The following is an 18,629-nucleotide window of genomic DNA, read 5'->3' as shown; positions in this document are numbered from 1 at the left end:
TCCGAGAATCTCGGTTTTCTCGGAAATTCTCAAGCGATTACTGCCGTAATGCTTTTAATAATTTACCCACGCTGGAAAATAAGCCGGTTTTCCGGGCCGCGGGGGTCGGGGAAGGTTCCGCGCCGTCCGGGGTTTTGGCCGTCGCCTGAAGGATCAGCGTGTCCAGTCTCTCGCCCATCGGTTTGCTCGATTCTCGCGCGATTAACTCGTAATCGTCCTCTTTTTCCAACCAGACTTCCCACGACGAGGGATAGGAACGAAAAACGGTCGCGCCCTCCAGGGGACGGAAATAATAACAGCTTTCGAGGGTACTTAAAAATCTTTCGCGTAATTGTCGGGCCGCGTAACCGATGCCGACGATCGCTATATCCTCTAACTGGGGAATCAAAAGAACGACCGGTCGATCGCCCGCTAACTGACACAGCTTTTCGACGGCGTTAATCTCCACCGAGGAGGGGCAAACGACCAGATAGGCGGTATCTTCTTCGGAAATCTTCTGATCGACGGGGATAAAACGACTGCCGAGATCGCCGATTTGAAAAACGGTTTCTCCCCAATCCCGACGGGCTAACATGGCCGCGCCCGTATCGGGAAAAACAACCCGAAGACCCGATCCGCGCGACTCGAACAGCGAGGTAAAATCCAGGGCTAAGGCTTGCGCTTCTAGAGCGATCTCGGGAATGATTAGCTCGACCTGTAAACGGGTCAAGCCTTCCGATAACGCGAGTCGGGTAGCTTCTTTGGCTTGAAGGATCGCTTCTTCGAGGGAATTGGGAAGGGTCATGGAATCGAACGGTAAGGGGATCTCTCCGATCATTGTAGGACGGGGGATACCGAGACTACAAGAAGACTTCGCGCGGGGTACGGGAGGAGTGAAAGAATCGGTTCCCGAGGGTGAGGAGAAAGGAATAGTTAAGAAAGCCGGTAGGAACCGTGACGGTTCGCGTAGTAATCGAGAATCGATCGGACCCGCTCGCCATCTCGATCGATAAAATCCTCGGTGTACTCGATCTGTAAACTACCGATCTGACTGTGGCGGTAATCGAATCGATCGGGCGGGGCCGGGGTGAGGGTGGCGCGGACTCCGTTCACCTGCTCTAGATGCGCGGCGATCTCGCGATAGATAGCGAGGGGGAGATCCGGATAGATAATCGTCTGCTGTCGCGGTTCGAGAGCGGTCGATCGGGCCATTACAATTCTCCTTTAGCGGGAATAGTATAGACCATCGCCGACCCCGAGACCGGCGTTCCGTCGGCGGCGGCTTGTATTCCCTCGCCCAGTCTTCTAATCACCGTTTGACCGTATTGTTCTAGAGTGACCGAGGGATTGGCCGGATTCGTGTCGATCGATTTGACCAAGATCGCGCCGTTAGCCAGTCGATCGCCCGGGATCACGCGCCGTTCCGTTCTCTCGCCCGGCACTTTGATAATCGCCGCCGGTTTGGTCGGGAGTTGAAAGATTCCCGATACCAGTATTCCCATCGCTTCGGAGGGAGTCGGTGGCGGCGGAGGCGAAAGCGGGGCCGCGGGCGTTCTGGGAATTACGGGCCGGGGCGCGAGGGCGGGCGCGACGGAGTTGGGCAAGACGGCTACGGGCGGACGAGAGACGGTAGCCCTCGGACGCGGGGCCGGAACACCCGGTTTTTTCTCGACGACAATCTCTACCTCCGGCGTGATGGAAAAAAGACTGGTGGGATCGACGCGACCTTTATCTTTATCCAGTTGCTTGCGCTTCTGGTCGGGGTCGGTCGGGGGAACCAATCCGGTGATCGCGTTCACCGACGGGGGACGGGTCGCGGGTTGGGTCGCGCCGGCGAAGGCGGGAGGGGAGGCTTGCGGACTCGGCGCGGCCGCCGGGCTTTCTTGGGTGAGGGGTTGGGATTGGTTCGTCGGCGACGAGGGACATCCCCCCAACAATAAGGCTATACTCCCCGCGGATAGGACTAGAGGCAATTTTTTCATGCTTGTAAAATGACAGAATATAGTCCCGGTAAGTAACTCTCAATACTACGATAACCTATGTTCCCGCTCTGTCTAGCGGGGTAATATGACGCTTTTTTCGGTTAGCTATCGGCTAGAGCGCCGGGCGAGAGACAAGAGGCAAGAGGCGAGAAACGACGGGCGATAGAGACCGTAAGGTGGGTTCCGCGGTGCTAACCCACCGAACCGCGCTTTTAATCATGAATTTCGAGATTTGACGGTTTCGGGGCGATCGCTACTCGCCCCGGAGAGATCGCGCGTTACACGGTCTGTAACAGCCCGCTATGACGTAAGAGGGGTTCGGTGCTGGGTTCGCGACCGCGGAAGGCTTTAAATACCTCCATCGGGTGCAATCCGCCCCCTAATGCCAGTACGGTATCGCGGAAACGTCGCCCGATCGAGCGGACGGCTTCCTCGTTTTCCAGTCCCTCCTCCTCGAACGCGGCGAACGCGTCGGCGCTGAGGACTTCCGCCCATTTGTAACTGTAGTAACCGGCGGCGTATCCCCCGGCGAAAATATGTCCGAAGGAGCATAAAAATGCGTCTTCAGGTAGAGGCGGAATAACGGTGGTTGTGGTAGCGAGGCGTTGGCGAACTTGGTTGGGGGTTTCCGTCCCGCCGGGTTGATAGCGGTGGTGCAGTTCGATATCGACGAGGGAGAAGTGTAACTGGCGCAACATGGCGGAACCGCTCATGTAATTGCGCGCGGCGAGCAGTTTCCGGTAGTAATGTTCGGGGAGGGTTTCGCCGGTCTCGTAGTGTTTGGCCATACTCATCAGGGTAGGGCGATCGTAACACCAGTTTTCCATGAATTGGCTGGGCAGTTCTACCGCGTCCCACTCCACGTTATTAATTCCCGCAACGCCAGAATAGTCCACTTTCGTCAGCATATGCTGTAATCCGTGGCCGAACTCGTGAAAGAGCGTGGTCACTTCGTCGAAGGTCATCAAACTCGGTTTTCCGTCCACGGGCGGCGTTTGATTACAGACGAGATAGGCTACCGGTAAGCGGGTTTCCCCGTCGATTCTCGCGCGGCCGATACAGATATCCATCCACGCGCCCCCCCGTTTCTCCGCGGGACGGCTATAGGGATCGAGGTAAAAATAGGCGATTTCCGCCCCGTTTTCGTCGTTAATCTGGAAATAGCGGACATCCGGGTTCCAGGCGGGCGCTTTCCCGTCCGCGGGGGTGATGCTGACACCGAAAATTCGTTCCGCGAGGCGGAATAAACCGTCTAATACCCGCGGTAGGGGGAAATAGGGGCGTAATTCCTCGGCGGTGAAGTTAAACTTGGCTTCCCGTTGTTTTTCCGACCAGTACGCGATGTCCCAGTGTTTGAGGTCGTCGGTTCCCGCGAAGATTTTCAAGTCTTCTAATTCCCCTTTCGCGGCGGTATAGCTTACTTGGCGGAGTTCTTCCAGTAATTTCTCGATTTCTTCCACGGAATCTGCCATTTTTCGGGCTAGACTTATTTCGGCGTAGGTGCTGTATCCGAGAAGTCCCGCCTGTTCCTGCCGGAGTCGGAGAATGCGATCGATCAGCGGTTTATTGTCATATTCGCCCGAATTGGCGCGGCTCACGTAGGCTTTATAGAGTTTTTCCCGTAATTCCCGATTCTCGCTGTATTTCATGAAGGGGAAGTAGCTGGGAAAGTCGAGGGTAATAATCCAGGGGCCGCCGGACGGGGTGGCGTTTTCCTCCCCTTCCGCGCGCGCGGTTTGGGCCGCGAGGCTGAGGGCGCTATCGGGTAAACCGGCGACTTCTTCGGGTTTTGTCAGTTTGAGTTTAAAAGCTTTGGTCGCGTCGAGGACGTTATTAGAAAATTTCGTGGTAATTTCGGCGAGTTCCAGTTGAATGGCGTTGAATCTTTCTTTTTCCTCGCCTTCTAAGCCGACCCCGGACAGTTTCGCGTCGCGGATAGCCGCCTCGACGACGCGTTTCTGCGCGGTGTCCAGTTTCTCCCACCCGTCACTCTCGCGCAGGGCGACAAATGCCTCGTACACGGGTTTACTCTGGCTGAGGCGGTTGATAAAGCGGACGACATCCGGCTGTATTTTCTCGTAAGCCTCGCGCAATTCGGGGCTATTTTTCACCCCCATGAGATGACCGATGATTCCCCAACTCCAGCTTAAACGTTCCTCGATACGGGTGAGGGGTTCGACTAATTTTTCCCAGGTGGGGGTGACGCGGGTTTCTAGTTCGGTTAATTCGCGGTCCAGTTCGCCGAGAAGTTGGGTCATCGCGGGTACGATATGACTCGGCTCGATTTTGTCGAAAGGCGGTAATCCTTGACCGATAAGCAGGGGATTGGTGGTATTCGTCATCGCGGTTCGTGTGTGGGCGATCGGTTCTGTATCTTCTATTACCCTAGCTCGATCGGTGGGTCTTGGGGGAGGCGATCGGGGGGAGATTTTCCGAATCGTTATCGATGTCGGTGAATCGCGGGGATACAGAACCCGGAGTGTACATCCTTGAATGGACTTTATCTGTCCCGATAGATTTCTCTTCGATGACCGATTTCTACGATGAGAATGAATAAGCGTCGATCCTCGATCGAGTAAAGTATTCTATAATCGCCCACCCGGACTCGATATAAGCCCTTTGTGCCTTGAAGGGCTTTACAGTCCGAGGGTCGGGGATTTTCCGTCAGGGAATCGATTTTGGGAATTAGCCTATCTCGAACTAATTCGGGTAAGGCTTTGAATTGTTTTCGCGCTTTTCTGGAGAATTCGATCGAGTACACGATTATTCGTCACTTTTTAATTCGGCTTTCACTTGTTCCCAGGGGATGGTTCCTTCTTCTTTAGCGGATAATAAGCCTTCCAGTCCGCTAATCGTATCGAGAAGGTCTTCTAGTTCATCGGCTTCGATTAAACGGATTTCTTTGGAGGCGATTTTCTGCCATAGTTCGGCTAGGTTCAGTCCGAGGTCTCTGGCGGTTGTTTCGAGAACTTGCCAGCCATCGGCTGGGAGAGAGCGCGTGTCGGGATTGGAGAGGGTTTCGGGTTGGCTCATGTCGTTGATATCGCGAGGGGACGGGTATTTAAATGATAGGCGATCGATCCTCGCGATGAATGAACTTGATTCAAAGACCTCCTACACGGATTGCCCTGAATTCTCAATTATTTTGCTAGGGGCGATAAGTTCTCAATAATCTTCTAGGAAATATTGGGGCTTTTGAGAATAGCCTCAATCGAAGCAAAGACCTCTGACAATTCCACTCTCGTTTTTTGCGAAAGTCTTTGATAAACTTCAGCGATGTTCTTGGATAGGCTATAAACTAATTTATTCTCCATGTATAGAGGATGACCTATATAATGAGAATCTTTCAGTATTTTTTCGATTTTATTTACACGTTTTGGAGGTATAATTAGTACCAGTCTTTTCGCCAATTCAGGAAATATTTTTAGTAATTCCATAAAGCGATCGATTCCCGTGGTTATCGGGGTACTGGTTTCTACTTCAAAAGCGAAAACCGCATCCCCTAAACTATCAAACCAGATCAGATCTATTTGTTCGATCTTGTTTTTATCCCAATCTCCCAATTTAGCGATCGGTAATTTTTCTAGGGAAATATCTTTAAAAGCTTCTCCATTCCAATGGCTTGTGGCTTGTTCTTTTTTCCCGATATAGGGAGTTAATCCAACGGCAATCGCTATTTTTGCGAGCGCGTAGATAATTTGATCGTGGGGAATTTTGTCCGCTTGTTTGGGGAACTCTAACGTGGGTAGTATAGAGGAAGGACGCTCTATTTTAAGATCGAGAGCTAATTGAAGACCTTCCGCTTGACCTAGTTGCCAATGCCGACCATCTGGAGAATAAGCTAATTGTTCTAAAATCGTTAAAATTGACTGATTATCTGGTGTCGTTCCGTTAATGAGATTGGGCATTACCGCAAAAATTATTTCATCGAAAGTTGTGAGTTTTCCTTGTCTTTCCCTCGCGGTCAAAAAGTCTAATAGATAGAAGCGAATTCTATCTTCTAAAGGAATAAAACAGCCAATTTTCGTATTCGGCCGAATTCTCCATAAATTATCTAACTCGGAAAAATTAAATTCTTCTTTTAACAAAGGTGTAATATCGTTCATCTGTTTGGTTACTTGCGTTAATAAGCCGTTTTCCAGTAACTTAGGAATGAGAGCGTTGTAAATATCTTCTGTGGAAGCACCGGAATTTTTAACGATCGTCATCTCGGCAACTTCTTTAATGATCTGCACGATATCGATACCAACTTGGCTAATGGCGATAGTTTTCGGGTTACTCACCTTACGAAAGTTTAAAACCAATTCTCCCGATAGTACCGTGAGCGGGTTTTTCTTTTTGTGTAACGAGGGAGTGGTAGAATGTTGTACGGAAGAATTTACATACTCGAATCCAGCGTCTTGAGCGGATTTTACGATCGCGTCCCAATACGCGGGATCTTTATGAGCGAAAACGATACTCATCCAGCGATCAAATTTCAAAACTCGAAACATTTCCCGAATCGAATCCGATAGTAAGTCGATGTAAGTTTGTTTCGACTTCTTTAAATCTCCTCCTTCAATCGCTTCTAATTCTCTCGCGCTATCGCTCACATCAAATTCTAGCCAAGCGTTCCACATAGTCGAGAGATCTAGATAGGCGATATGTTGGCCGTAGGGAGGATCGGTATAGATATAATCGACAGATTCGGACGCAATCCCGCTTAAATCGGTCGCAGAAAAATTGAAAATAGAACAATTATCTCGATAGAAATCACCGATCTCTTTATTGGTTTCAATTTTGAATATTGCCGTATTTTTGAATTTCTGGGCGAATTGTTTCCAGACGTTAAGCTCGATAGTTCGAGGAGGAATCCAATAGCGATATCGGTGCATAATGCCGCTATTCCCTCGACTGTCTATTCGTCCTTTCGTGGAACTAAATGTTAAATTGGTTGTATTCAAAGTCGCAGAAAAAGCGAAGCGCATTAAATCTTTAACGATCGGATCGGCGATGGAATTAATATGATTCAAGAGTAAGGAAAGGGAAAATAATTGACGCTTGGTAAATAAATTTTCCACGTACTCCGCGTCCGCATTTTGAGGTAAACGAATTCCCCGCGGATACCAATAGGGAATTTCTAAAGCCTCTACCTCCTCGATCGACATTTGATAAACTTCGTTGATTCTCTCTTGACAATTTCTAGCGATTTCATCGAAAGCGGCGCGAAAATCATCAATTTTAACGGGACTCACCGCGATATTACGACAGATAAAACTCGCCATCGGGTTAATATCCGAGTAGATCGCCTTTCGCTTTAAAACCAACGCTTCTACCGCGGTCACTCCCGACCCTCCGAAGGGATCTAAGACCACATCTCCCTCCTGACTGAAACGCTTAATATACGCCTGTACGACGTTCCAAGCGCGTCGGGTAAAGTAGGGATGACTTCCCCAATGGCGTTTCTTCCCTTGCTTTTTGGGTTCGATCGGCCCGGAGATCGGTTTTATCGTTCTATAGTCGAAGGAGGAGGCGCTCATGTGGCAATGAAAATATACTTCTATAAATTAATGTACCCCAATCGATGAACGGATCGTTATACTTCTGGGCGGTTAGGTGCGGACAGTTCACAAGCACTAGAGCCGGTTTTCCCACGTATACTCGACGAACTCGTGTTCAAAGCAGGAGAGGGTTATCATCGGAAGGTAGAGGCGGTATATCCTTATTGTCGCCCCGATCGAGGGAATCGAGAATTAAACGATCGTTAGGATTCGTTCCAATACTTCGCGGATAACGTCATTCGCGCGTTCACAAGGAGACCGGAACCCTTATTCACCGTAGGCGAGAAGCCCTAAAAAATCCCAAACCCGCGAGGTATTGGATTTCGGGGTATCGATCGAAAAACATCCTGAGAACTCGATCGATGAATGATAATAGAAATAGAGAGAGTCGAGAGAGGAGGAGAAGCGGCCATGAAAGGTTTTCAGTTCCCGACCGAGAGCCATCCACTCCCTGAAGCCGCCTCGGGCGAAACCCGATCGGCTTGGCGAGAGAAAGATAACTTCCAACCAAAACTTCTACCGAAATCGCTCCAGTTCTCACGAGGATGCAGTCCGGCAATCATCCGCGAGGCGACCTTGAACGATCTCCGCCCGCTCTACAAACTCTACAAAATTGTGGCGCGGTTCAACCGAGGGAATTTAACGCAAGAAGAAGAGGAAATTACCCTGGAGTATGTCAGCGAGATGCTGAACGAGGGATTAGAGCGCGGGCTGGTTCTAGTCATCGAAGAGGGGGGGGAAATCGTTGGTTACTTGAAAGCCTTCACTTCACGATTTAAGTGTCTGGCTCATGTCCTCACGAACGCGACCATGATGGTTCATCCCGAGTGGCAGGGGAAAGGATATGGCGGCCAACTGATCGATGCCTATCTGAGAGAGATTACAGCTAATATGCCCCACATCCTCCGATTTGAATTGTTGCCCCATCAGAGCAATCCAAGGGCGATCGAGTTTTATGAAAGACATGGTTTCGCTCGCGAGAGTATAGCCTCCCAAAAGATCAGAAAACCCCGAGGAAATTTTGACTCCGAAGTGACGCTTGTCTGGTTTAACCCCAATTTCTCCGAGGAGGGCTTAAAAAGATATCACGCTTTTTTAAGCCGCCCGATCCCTTGAAGTCTCGTTGATTGAGCCACCCCTCCAGGACTCGATCCAATACCTCGCGGGTTAAGGATTTTTTAGGGCTTCTCGCCACGGCGAATAAGGTTTCCGGTCTCCTTGTGAACCCGCGAATGACGTTATCCGGGAAGTATTGAGATTCGTTCGATCGGCCCGATCCGGATTCACGAGTTCCGCGGGATTCTTCCCTTCGCTATCGTTTCGTTCCAGAGTTCGTCTAAGAATTTTTGATTGATTTTCCCTTGAGGATTCTTCGGGATTCGATCGAGTTTTATCCAGTGTTTCGGATGTTTGTATCTGGCGATTTTATCCTTGATTTTTTCTTGGATAAGCGAAGGAACGATCCCGTCATCGATCGAAACGTAAAAAGCGACGATCGCCTGTCCCCACCCCCGATCGCTCACTCCCCTCACCACCACGTCCTTTACTAACCCCGTTTCCCGAATCGCGGTTTCCACTTCTAGCGGGAAAACATTCTCCCCTCCCGTGATAATCTTCTGACTATTTCTGCCGATAATATATAAATAATTATCTCCGTCAAAATAGCCGACATCATCCGTCTGGAAAACGCTCGATCGCTCTCGATGGGGATAATAACCGAGAAAGAGGGATTTCGCTTCAATCTTTACCGTTCGATCGAATTCGTCAATCCTGATTCTCGCGTGAGGTAATACCCGTCCGTTACTATTATTTCCCGCTAAAAATTCTTCGGGTTTTACTGTTACCACTTGCGAGGCGGTTTCGGTCATTCCGTATGTAGGAGACAAAGGAATTTTATACTGTCTCGCTTTTTCCAAAAGTGAAAGCCAAGCGGGTGCGCCACCCAGTAAAACCGCTTTAAATCGAGTTAACCACCCCGGATCTTTATCGAGAAAAAACTGTAATTGTGTGGGAACTAGAGAGATAAAATATTCACTGAAATCTAAATTTTTAATTCGTTCTTTTTTCAGTTCCGAGTAAGGAATATTTAAAAAATATCCCTCCGTCCAAAAACATCGTAAAAACTGCATTAAACCGCTCACATGATAGAGGGGAAGAATACAGAAAGAGTTCACCCGATCGACCCCGAAATACTCCCGAAATCCCGCGACCGACGCGCCGAGAGTTTCCCGAGTATGGATCGCGAACCGGATCTTTCCCGAGGTTCCCCCGGTGGGAATCAGGATAGAGGGAGGAAAATCAAGTTTAGAAACGCTCGAATTCTCGATCGAAGGAACGGTAGCACCGAACACGAGATCCGGTCGAACTAGCGCGAAAACCTGTTCCCACTCCCCTCGTTTCCAATCGGGATTTCCCAGAAAAATCGAACATTCGGAAGCGATTCCCGCGAGAAAAATCGCTAGAAATTCAAAAGGATCGGATTCGGCTAGGAGAATGTGTAGCGATCGCTCTCGAAATCGATCGTGATAAAACGCGACCTTTTGATAAAATTCCCGTCCGTTCCGATCGTGTAACCAGTCGCTATCTTTCCGTCGATCGAGTAGCGTTAAGATGTCTTCCACAGCGTTTCTAACCACTCCGTCTCCCGATCGATGCCGTCCGCGAACCACTGTCCCACGCCGAAACCCAACGCCCGGTCATTCCTCGAACATTCTACCGCCAAACGTAGGGCCGATCGCCGCCCGATCGAACTTTCTAGAGCCGAGGAAAATACCGCGTCTACAGGGTATCGATTCCATACCTCGCGAAAACGCCGGATCGAACCCATTATCGACGGTTTAATTACGAATACCCCGCGCCATCCCTCCCGATAACAGCTTTCTACCTGTTGGAGATTACAAACGGATTCATCGAGAGCGATCGGGGTACGAAACGATTCGCCTAAAGATAACATTTCCCCGAATTGACGCGGGGGTAACGGTTGTTCGATAAATTCGAGATTCGATAATTCATCGGCTAGAGTTAACCAAACGCGTGCGTCGGAGAGAGTTAACCCCCCGTTCGCGTCCAAACGCAATTTCGCCCCGTCCGGTAACTGTCGCGTTAATTTCTCGGCGATCGCCGATTCCGTTTCGAGCGGGGAAACGCCGATTTTCCATTTAAAAGTATCTATAGAGGTATTTTTCAGGACTTCCGGTAAGGTATCTAGGGCTTCCTGTCCGTTGGGGAGTAAATAACTATAGTTCGGGGAACTCTCGTCGAGCGCTCCGTTCGATCGGGTGTCTTCTAACGCGGACTCGAAACCGAACTGACACGCGGGTAAACTGTCGGGAATCGAGAGAATCGCCGCTTCCGCGATCGAATTCCCGATTTCCCGACAGAAGGATACCGCTTCTTCGAGAGTTTCCGAACCGAACCAAGCGATCGGCGCGATCTCCCCCCATCCTACCCGTCCGCTTTCCCCTGCCAAGCGGAGAATAATCCCCTCGCGACACTCCCACCATCCATGATGGGTTCGCAAAGGTCGCCGAAAGGGACGCTGATACACCCGATAGGAGAAATGGTACATCCGGCCGCGATTGGGGAGTGGGGAGGCGAGGGAGATGAGGGAGATGGAGGAGGTGAGGGAGATGGAGAATATCAGAGAGATGGGGGAGGTGAGGGAGATAGGGGAGGCAATATTATTATATTGTCATTCTCTCCTGACTCCTGACTCCTGCCTCCTGCCTCCTGACTCCTGACTCCTGACTCCTGACTCCTACCTCCTCCTAACGCTGACGATAAGCCTGTTGGAGTTCGCCGATCGAGAAGAGGGCTTGAAACTGTAAATCTCTCGATCGATAGAATTCCGCGCCTCCCTGCTCTCGATCGACTAGGGCGATCACCCGATCGACCTGATACCCCGCGTCCCGTAATCTTTCTACCGCTAACATCGCGCTTTTGCCCGTCGTCACCACGTCTTCCAACACCACCACCGGAGATCCGTCCGGTAACGTCGGCCCCTCGATATAAGCCCGCGTGCCGTGTCCTTTCGCTTCTTTTCGGACGATGAGAGCGGGAATCGGGCGATTCGCGTAGGCGGAAACCACGCTGACCGCGGTGACGATCGGATCGGCCCCTAACGTTAAACCCGCCACGGCTTTCGTGTCTTCCGGGAGGAGGGATAGCAACAGGCGACCGACCGCTAGAGCGCCGTCCGCGGTGAGGGTAACTTGTTTGCCGTTGATGTAGTAACTACTCGATTGTCCGGAGGAGAGCGTGAAATCGCCCTCGCGATAGGCGAGACGGACGAGAGAATCGAGCAGGAATTGACGGAGCGCGGGAGTATCGAGCGTCGCCACGGAGAGATTAGCCATAAGTTTTCTATCCTCGCGCCCGGCCGGGCGGGGAACGATCGGTTACAATTAAGCCAAAAGGTTTCAGTTTTTCTGCTTTCCCAGCATATCAGATCCCCTTCTCATCCCTTACTCGCGACTATCGTTATCATTGCCTACCTCGTGAGGAGATCTTTATTATCATGTCCCGTACAGCCCTACTGTCTTCCCTGTTAGTATTCGGCGCGCTGATGGCGAACGCCGAGGCCCCCGCGATCGCCCAGGAACGACAACTCGTTCCCGTGACCGATACCACCGTCCGCTTTAACCCGATCCCCGGACTGTTCAACCGGGCGTTTTACAACGAGACCGGACGTTTTTACGATATGGCGACGATCTCCGGACAACTGAACACCCTATTCGGTTGGCGCACTTTCCCCGAAGGCTCCTACATGGACAACATGATCGACCGGGAGGGGAAATTGGTAGAGACACTCTACTACGAGGTCATGCAGGCGCAACAGGCGGGCCGGCTCGTCCGGACGGCGGATCTGGAAAATCCCTTCGATACTTCCCTGTTGGAAAATCCCAGTTATCTAAGTCCGGGAAGTTTTTAACGGCGGGAATCGGTTCGACTTCTGCCATCCAGGGTGCAGGAGTTGAACCTGCCTTAGACGAATTATGAGTTCGTTGCCTCAACCGCTCGGCCAACCCTGGGTTATACTATTAATTTATTATATATTCGGTCGTTACGGTCGGGGAGCGTTCCGCCCGCTAAATATGAAAAAAATCAAGATCAGTCATCCGATCGGATTAGGGCTTCTTCTGCTGGGACCGATGTTACTCGCCGGGATCGCCAGCGGCATGGCCGCCTATCAACTCGGTTACGCTTCTTTAAAAGGGGTCAGCCAACCGGATATCAATCCCGCCAAAAAATTCAGCAACGATCGCACCAACTACGGACGGAATCAAACGTTCATCCCGGTCAAAGAGGCGGACGTTATTAAAAAAGTTAAAGTTTATATCCAACAACAGGAAAAAAAGGCAAAATCGGGACAATCCCCGAAAGATTCCCCGAAAAAAGACGAGAAACAAAGTTTTCTGGAACGTTCTCGAATTTCTCGGGGATAAGCCGTTGAAAAGGCGATTTTTTGCCTTTTTTCTATGAATAGTAACGATATCCTGCTTCGACTATTACTCGTCTTCCCGCTTATCGCTCTCAACGCTTTTTTCGTGGCGGCAGAGTTCTCGATCGTCTCGGTACGCCGTACCCGCATCAGTCAGCTAGTGGAATCCGGGGACGCGGGGGCGCGAACGGTGCAATCCCTGCAAAGAAGCCTCGATCGATTGCTCTCCACCACCCAGTTAGGGATCACCCTCTCCAGTCTCGCCCTGGGCTGGATCGGCGAGAGTACGATGGCCGTGTTCGTCGCCCGATCGCTGGCGCTCCTCCCGGTTCCTTCCGGGTGGCGGAATTTCCTGGCCCACGGGGTATCGCTGGCGCTCGCCTTTTTCGCGATCGTCTACCTCCAGATCGTCCTGGGGGAACTCTGTCCGAAATCCCTCGCCCTCGCCTACGCGGAACCGATGGCCCGGATTCTCGCGCCGCCGATCGGGGTTATCTCCCGTATTTTCACGCCTTTTATCTGGATTTTAAACCAATCCACCCGATTTCTCCTAAAAAGCACCCGGATCGAAGACGGGGAGTTCCGGCCGTACAATCGCGTCACCCTGGAGGAATTGCAGTTACTGCTCGGTCGATCGGAAGAACTGACGGAATTGAAAGCCGGGGAACGGGAAATTATCCAGAATATTTTCGAGTTCGGCGAGGTGAGCGCGGCGGAAATCATGGTTCCCCGCAATCGCTTGGCGGCGATCTCGATCGAGGCGACTTTCGGGGAATTTCTCGACGAGATCGCCCGGAGCGGCTATTCGCGGTACCCGGTGAAAGGGGATTCCCTCGACGATATCCGCGGCGTACTCGATTTCAAGGATCTGGCGGTTCCCCTCGCGGCCGGGGAGTTCGGCCGATCGACCCCGATCCGGGAGCGGGTGAAACCGGCGCGTTTTTTTCCCGAATCCACCCGGTCGAGCGAATTACTGGCGATCATGCAGAAAGACGAGTTGAAAATGGTGGCGATCGTCGATGAGTTCGGGAGTCTGGCGGGAGTGGTGACGCTAGAGGATCTGATCGCCGAAATTCTGGGAAAGCGCTCGCTCGGTCCCGACGCGGAAACGATCGAACTGCAAGAACTCGACGAGCGCACCTATCTCGTGCAGGCGCAGATGAATCTAGCGGATGTCAACGAGATTCTCCGCCTCGATTTGCCGCTCGCCGACGAGTACCAAACCCTGGGCGGTTTCCTCCTGCATTGCTGGCAGAAAATCCCGCGTGCCGGCGAAACCTTACGGTACGACGATCTAGAATTCACGATCGTCTCCACCGAGGGGCCGCGATTGGAACGGGTCCGAATTCAACGTCAGGCCGGGTGAGGCGGTTACAGGCAACGGGCAACAGAATATAGGGAAGGCGGAGTAAGGGGATGTAAACCCCGAGAAGACGCGAGCGCTCCAAGGGGGCGAGGCTTCTGACCCGTTGGGTGGCCCCGGGAAACCCGCAACCATTTCCCGGGGCCACCCGAAATCTTTACGGTTGCCCGTTCCCCGCTCCCTCGACCGAAGGTCGGTGAACGGTACGGGAAAAATTCTCGCGGTACGATAGAAGTTATCGGGCGAGATCCGGGTATTCTGACAGTAAATAGAGCGTCGGTTAACGCGATTCGTGACGACTTGGCAGGAAAGACATCATGACACAGCCCGATTCGGACAATCTCTTTACCGAAGATATCGATCGGTTGTTAGAGAGCTTAGAAGAGATGAATCCCGACGAGATCGGCGGGAAGGATGACTTCGAGAGCTTGTTCGAGGCGAGTTTTAGCGAGATCGCCGGGGCGGGAGAATCGAGTCTGCTCCCGTTCAGTACCTTACCCTCGGATCGGGAACTTCAGGAACTTTTCGGGGAGAGCGAACCCTGGTCGCGAGAGTCCCCGTTCAAGCTTCCGGACCGGGCGCCCGCGAGGGAAGCCAAGGCGAGTCGGGAGATCGATCGAGAGGGATCCCCCGCGTTTTTTGCCTCTTCGGAAGAAGAGCTCTCGTTCCCGGAGGACCCGCCGGAGTCGAGCGACTTTTCCTTTCCCCCGGTCTTTTACGAGGCGATCGGAGATCTCGAGGCTTTTCTCCAACAACCGAGCGATACCCTCCCGGCCGATCCCTCGATTTTCACCGCTTTAGAAGCCCTCCTCGCGGAACCCGTCTCGATTCCCGTCGTGCCGATCGTCCCGGCAGGTTCTCCCACGCCGAAACCCGTCCCGGAAACGGTAGAAATCCAGCCGGAACCCGCTCTAACCGTCACCCCGGTAGAGGATGACTTTCAAGATCTCGTGGCCTTACTCGATCCCCACATCCTGGACGCGCCCAACAACATCACCGGCCCCACCCAGCGACCGCTCTCGCGTCCTCGCCCCAACAACAAAATTATCGAACAGTCGATGCGGGTACCGATCAAGCAACTCGATAACCTGAGTAACCTGATCGGGGAACTGGTGGTTAAACGGAACCGTTTGGAGCAGGATCAGGAACGTCTCCGTCTCTTTCTCGATAATTTGCTCAATCAAGTCCAGAACCTCAGCGACGTGGGGGGACGGATGCAAGACCTCCACGAACGGACTCTTTTAGAAGGGGCGTTACTGGCTAGTCGGAAACCGGTTTTCGGTAGGACGACCGGGGAGAGCGAGGCGGTATCGCCGGAGGAACCGCCTGGTGAGTCCGCGCTCACCGATCTAGACGCGTTGGAGATGGATCGATTTACCGATTTCCACCTGCTCTCCCAGGAGATGATCGAGTTGATCGTTCGGGTTCGGGAGTCCGCTTCCGATATTCAATTCGTCATCGATGAAACCGATCAGGTCACGCGTTCCCTGCGACAGGCGACCACGCAACTGCAAGAGGGGATGACGAAATCGAGGATGGTTCCCTTCGCCCAAACCGCCGATCGACTCCCGCGCGCCATCCGCGATATTTCTTTCAAACTGAATAAACAGGCGAAACTAGAGGTCGAGGGCCGGGATGTTCTCATCGATAAGATGATCCTCGAACATCTCAACAGCCCGATGACCCACCTCGTCAACAACGCGATCACCCACGGGATCGAGTCCCCGCGGGAGCGTCAGGAAAAAGGGAAACCCCCGGAGGGGACGATTTCCGTCCGGGCGTTCCTACAGGGGAACCAGACCGTGATCACCGTGATCGATGACGGGGCCGGGATCGATGCCGATCGGGTAAAACGCAAGGCGATCGAGAAGGGCCTGATCACCGAGGAAGAATCCCGCATCCTGACCCGTCAAGAGGTCTACGAACTTCTTTTCCACCCCGGTTTCAGCACCAAGGATAAAGCCGATGACTTCGCCGGGCGGGGGGTCGGTCTCGATGTGGTGCGTACGAGTCTGATCGATGTACGCGGGACGGTGACGATCGATTCGATCCTGGGTAAGGGAACCACCTTTACCATCCGTTTACCGCTCACCCTGAGTATCTGTAAAGCGCTCTGTTGCGTGAGCGATCGGGCCCGGATCGGCTTCTCGATGGACGGGGTGGAGGAAACGAAAGATTTCCCGAAAACCGATATCCGGGTGGACGCGGAAGGACGGCCCTGTATTCCCTGGAATAATTCTTTCCTGCCCTTCCAACCGTTAAGCGATCTTCTCTCCTACAACCGGCAGATCAGTCGGGGGACGATCTACGGGGGTAAGTCGGAGGAAGACACGATCCCGATCATTATCCTGCGCGGCGGGAATAATCTTCTGGCGGTACAGGTGGATCAGGTACTCGGCGAACAGGAGATCGTGATCAAACAGATCGAGGGGCCGATTCCCCGACCGTCGGGGATCGCGGGGGCGACGGTGATGGGCGATGGAACGATCCTACCGATCGGCGACGTTCTCGAACTGATCGATATCGCCGCCGGCCGTCTGCGAACCGATAGCGCCGGCCCGTGGCGGAAACGTCCCCCGATCGATATCGAGCCGGAGAGCGAGGCGGAACCGATGGTCCTGATCGTCGATGACTCGATCACGGTGCGCGAACTGCTCTCGTTAAGCTTTAACAAAGCGGGCTATCGCGTGGAACAGGCGAGAGACGGTCAGGAAGCCTGGGAGAAATTGCGCGGCGGTCTACCCTGCGATATCGTTTTCTGCGATATCGAGATGCCGCGGATGAACGGGTTGGAATTACTGTCGAATATTCAGAAAGATCCCCGATTATCCCGGATACCGATCGCCCTCCTCACGTCCCGCGGCGCGGAACGTCACCGCAAGGTGGCCGCCCAGTTGGGAGCCAGTGGCTACTTTACCAAACCCTACACCGAACGCGATCTACTGGACGCGGCCGGACGGATGATCGCGGGCGAGGTCTTATTAGCCAACAGTAACCGGCACTATCAACTCGGTTCGGTGTCGATCGACGGTTACTCGGACGGAGACGGGGACGAGGCCGGAGATTCCGGCGAGAGTCCGCTGGTGCTGATCGTCGATGATTCGGTGATGGTGCGGGAAATGTTATCCCTATCGTTCACCAAGGCGGGTTATCGCATCGATACGGCTCGCGACGGTCAGGAAGCCTGGGAAAAATTAAGTGCCGGTCTCCCGTGCCAGTTGATTCTCTGCGATATCGAGATGCCGAGGATGAACGGTCTGGAATTGCTCTCCCGTCTCCAGGAGGATGAAAACCTAAACTCGATCCCGGTGGCGATGATCACGTCCCGCGGCGCGCAGAAAATGCAGGCGATGGCGGCGGAGAAAGGGGCGAAGGGGTATTTTGTCAAGCCCTATATCGAGGACGTGCTGATCGACGCGGCGCGACGCTTGATCGCGGGCGAGGTGCTGTTGGAGCGGCATTCGATCGAGAATTCCCCGGGGTGAGAAACGCGTTTTCCGGCGATCGAGTCAACCCCCGAATCGGGAGATGGGTTTATCATTTAAGAGAAAACCTTTGCCGATAGCGATCGCCGAAGAATGACCTACTCGACACAGCAGTTGATTGAAATCCTCGATCGAGAGATGCACGCCACTTGGAAGGGGGAACGCGTCCTACTTTCCAGTGCCGATCGGGTCGGTAATCCCGTACTCGCGAAAGCGATCGATCTGGAAAAGGCGGGTAAGGTGTTCGCCTATCGGGATTTCCGCCGCCAGATCCACGAGTATCAACGGGAATACGGGGTTTCGGGGATTATCTGGCGAGTTTGCACCTTCGGGGAGCGATCGATCCGCTACCCGGAAATTCACAATCAATTGGTGGCGATCGAGGGGGATAAGGAAACTCTCGTCAACGCGAAAGCCTCGGTACTGGAGTTCTGGTGGGAGGCGACGCGGGGGATGAATTTCTGGCTATCGATCGATTCCCGTCGTCGGATTTCCCCGGATTCCCTAGAGGAGTTCATCGAGGGGGCGGAATGGGCGGAACTGGATGTTGCGCGGACGGAGTTATATTTAGGTCTCTGTTGGGGCAACCCCCTCGAACACCAATACCAGTGGGCGAAACCTAATTCCGGCTGTCACCGCATTATCGCGGCGGTAGACGAACCGAGTTCGATCAAGGTGTAGAGCGGATACCAAAAAGACAGTATTATGGCAAAAGCTAAGATGAGCCATTTCCCAATACCTCATGGTGGATAAGTTTGTACCATCTCTTTCACGGCTTACATAACGTTGAACAGCAAATAAGTTGAAGAACACAAATGAGTGATTAAATAATTTAGTTTA

Annotated in this window: 16 protein-coding genes and 1 tRNA gene; 6 read left to right on the top strand and 11 right to left on the bottom strand. The window is 52.7% G+C overall.

The window, feature by feature from the left end; genetic code table 11:
- Positions 1-37: 37 nt before the first annotated feature.
- The 7 genes from V0288_RS03540 to V0288_RS03510 all read right to left on the bottom strand — a co-directional run bounded on the left by V0288_RS03540 (position 38) and on the right by V0288_RS03510 (position 7,480).
- A complete protein-coding gene (locus V0288_RS03540) occupies positions 38-784 on the bottom strand; it encodes a DUF1995 family protein (protein WP_422661888.1) in 747 nt (248 codons plus the stop codon).
- A gap of 128 nt (positions 785-912) precedes the next feature.
- On the bottom strand, positions 913-1,191 hold the full coding sequence (locus V0288_RS03535; RefSeq protein ID WP_332863643.1) for a BTB/POZ domain-containing protein: 279 nt from the start codon (positions 1,189-1,191) through the stop codon (positions 913-915).
- Positions 1,191-1,961 (bottom strand): hypothetical protein, encoded by a 771-nt coding sequence (locus V0288_RS03530; RefSeq protein ID WP_422661882.1) that lies wholly within the window; start codon positions 1,959-1,961, stop codon positions 1,191-1,193. The genes V0288_RS03535 and V0288_RS03530 overlap by 1 nt, the downstream gene beginning before the upstream one ends.
- A gap of 278 nt (positions 1,962-2,239) precedes the next feature.
- A complete protein-coding gene (locus V0288_RS03525) occupies positions 2,240-4,303 on the bottom strand; it encodes a M3 family metallopeptidase (protein ID WP_332863641.1) in 2,064 nt (687 codons plus the stop codon).
- Between the two features lie 158 nt (positions 4,304-4,461).
- Positions 4,462-4,722 (bottom strand): type II toxin-antitoxin system RelE family toxin, encoded by a 261-nt coding sequence (locus V0288_RS03520; RefSeq protein ID WP_332863640.1) that lies wholly within the window; start codon positions 4,720-4,722, stop codon positions 4,462-4,464.
- A gap of 2 nt (positions 4,723-4,724) precedes the next feature.
- Positions 4,725-4,994: a hypothetical protein gene (locus V0288_RS03515; protein WP_332863639.1), complete on the bottom strand. Its 270-nt coding sequence runs from the start codon at positions 4,992-4,994 to the stop codon at positions 4,725-4,727.
- 143 nt (positions 4,995-5,137) lie between these two features.
- Positions 5,138-7,480, bottom strand: coding sequence for a DNA methyltransferase (locus V0288_RS03510; protein ID WP_422661881.1), 2,343 nt, complete (start codon positions 7,478-7,480; stop codon positions 5,138-5,140).
- Positions 7,481-7,912: 432 nt separating this feature from the next.
- Between V0288_RS03510 and V0288_RS03505 the strand changes: the two genes are divergently transcribed.
- On the top strand, positions 7,913-8,617 hold the full coding sequence (locus tag V0288_RS03505; protein WP_332863637.1) for a GNAT family N-acetyltransferase: 705 nt from the start codon (positions 7,913-7,915) through the stop codon (positions 8,615-8,617).
- Positions 8,618-8,784: 167 nt separating this feature from the next.
- On the opposite strand, the gene V0288_RS03500 is transcribed toward V0288_RS03505, so the two are convergent.
- The 3 genes from V0288_RS03500 to pyrE form a co-directional block, all read right to left on the bottom strand.
- Entirely contained in the window at positions 8,785-10,122 is a 1,338-nt protein-coding gene (locus tag V0288_RS03500; RefSeq protein WP_422661887.1) for a 2-succinylbenzoate--CoA ligase, read from the bottom strand.
- Entirely contained in the window at positions 10,107-11,069 is a 963-nt protein-coding gene (locus tag V0288_RS03495; protein ID WP_332863635.1) for an o-succinylbenzoate synthase, read from the bottom strand. Before V0288_RS03495 ends, V0288_RS03500 begins: the two co-directional genes overlap by 16 nt.
- Positions 11,070-11,268: 199 nt before the next feature.
- Complete coding sequence (gene pyrE / locus V0288_RS03490; RefSeq protein WP_332863634.1) at positions 11,269-11,856, bottom strand: orotate phosphoribosyltransferase; 588 nt, start codon at positions 11,854-11,856, stop codon at positions 11,269-11,271.
- A 161-nt stretch (positions 11,857-12,017) separates the two neighbouring features.
- Between pyrE and V0288_RS03485 the strand changes: the two genes are divergently transcribed.
- Positions 12,018-12,431 (top strand): hypothetical protein, encoded by a 414-nt coding sequence (locus V0288_RS03485; RefSeq protein ID WP_332863633.1) that lies wholly within the window; start codon positions 12,018-12,020, stop codon positions 12,429-12,431.
- 27 nt (positions 12,432-12,458) lie between these two features.
- Here V0288_RS03485 and V0288_RS03480 read toward each other — a convergent pair.
- Positions 12,459-12,531, bottom strand: a tRNA-Ile gene (locus tag V0288_RS03480).
- Between the two features lie 63 nt (positions 12,532-12,594).
- Here V0288_RS03480 and V0288_RS03475 point away from each other — a divergent pair.
- From V0288_RS03475 to V0288_RS03460, 4 genes are all read left to right on the top strand, one after another.
- Complete coding sequence (locus V0288_RS03475) at positions 12,595-12,945, top strand: hypothetical protein (RefSeq protein WP_332863631.1); 351 nt, start codon at positions 12,595-12,597, stop codon at positions 12,943-12,945.
- Between the two features lie 33 nt (positions 12,946-12,978).
- A complete protein-coding gene (locus V0288_RS03470; protein WP_332863630.1) occupies positions 12,979-14,307 on the top strand; it encodes a hemolysin family protein in 1,329 nt (442 codons plus the stop codon).
- Between the two features lie 314 nt (positions 14,308-14,621).
- Positions 14,622-17,789 carry a hybrid sensor histidine kinase/response regulator gene (locus V0288_RS03465; RefSeq protein WP_332863629.1) on the top strand — a complete coding sequence of 1,056 codons (3,168 nt, stop codon included), beginning with the start codon at positions 14,622-14,624 and terminating at the stop codon, positions 17,787-17,789.
- Positions 17,790-17,882: 93 nt separating this feature from the next.
- Positions 17,883-18,470: a hypothetical protein gene (locus tag V0288_RS03460; protein WP_332863628.1), complete on the top strand. Its 588-nt coding sequence runs from the start codon at positions 17,883-17,885 to the stop codon at positions 18,468-18,470.
- The last annotated feature ends 159 nt before the right edge of the window (positions 18,471-18,629 follow it).

It is taken from the genome of Pannus brasiliensis CCIBt3594, from assembly GCF_036688125.1.
Lineage (GTDB): Bacteria > Cyanobacteriota > Cyanobacteriia > Cyanobacteriales > Microcystaceae > Pannus > Pannus brasiliensis.
This window is presented reverse-complemented; position numbering and strand designations above follow the sequence as displayed.

Bases quoted from the DNA above. Each gene is read 5' to 3' on its own strand.
- V0288_RS03540 (WP_422661888.1), bottom strand. From the start codon at position 784: ATGACCCTTCCCAATTCCCTCGAAGAAGCGATCCTTCAAGCCAAAGAA.
- V0288_RS03535 (WP_332863643.1), bottom strand. From the start codon at position 1,191: ATGGCCCGATCGACCGCTCTCGAACCGCGACAGCAGACGATTATCTAT.
- V0288_RS03530 (WP_422661882.1), bottom strand. From the start codon at position 1,961: ATGAAAAAATTGCCTCTAGTCCTATCCGCGGGGAGTATAGCCTTATTG.
- V0288_RS03525 (WP_332863641.1), bottom strand. From the start codon at position 4,303: ATGACGAATACCACCAATCCCCTGCTTATCGGTCAAGGATTACCGCCT.
- V0288_RS03515 (WP_332863639.1), bottom strand. From the start codon at position 4,994: ATGAGCCAACCCGAAACCCTCTCCAATCCCGACACGCGCTCTCTCCCA.
- V0288_RS03510 (WP_422661881.1), bottom strand. From the start codon at position 7,480: ATGAGCGCCTCCTCCTTCGACTATAGAACGATAAAACCGATCTCCGGG.
- V0288_RS03505 (WP_332863637.1), top strand. From the start codon at position 7,913: ATGAAAGGTTTTCAGTTCCCGACCGAGAGCCATCCACTCCCTGAAGCC.
- V0288_RS03495 (WP_332863635.1), bottom strand. From the start codon at position 11,069: ATGTACCATTTCTCCTATCGGGTGTATCAGCGTCCCTTTCGGCGACCT.
- pyrE (WP_332863634.1), bottom strand. From the start codon at position 11,856: ATGGCTAATCTCTCCGTGGCGACGCTCGATACTCCCGCGCTCCGTCAA.
- V0288_RS03485 (WP_332863633.1), top strand. From the start codon at position 12,018: ATGTCCCGTACAGCCCTACTGTCTTCCCTGTTAGTATTCGGCGCGCTG.
- V0288_RS03475 (WP_332863631.1), top strand. From the start codon at position 12,595: ATGAAAAAAATCAAGATCAGTCATCCGATCGGATTAGGGCTTCTTCTG.
- V0288_RS03470 (WP_332863630.1), top strand. From the start codon at position 12,979: ATGAATAGTAACGATATCCTGCTTCGACTATTACTCGTCTTCCCGCTT.
- V0288_RS03465 (WP_332863629.1), top strand. From the start codon at position 14,622: ATGACACAGCCCGATTCGGACAATCTCTTTACCGAAGATATCGATCGG.
- V0288_RS03460 (WP_332863628.1), top strand. From the start codon at position 17,883: ATGACCTACTCGACACAGCAGTTGATTGAAATCCTCGATCGAGAGATG.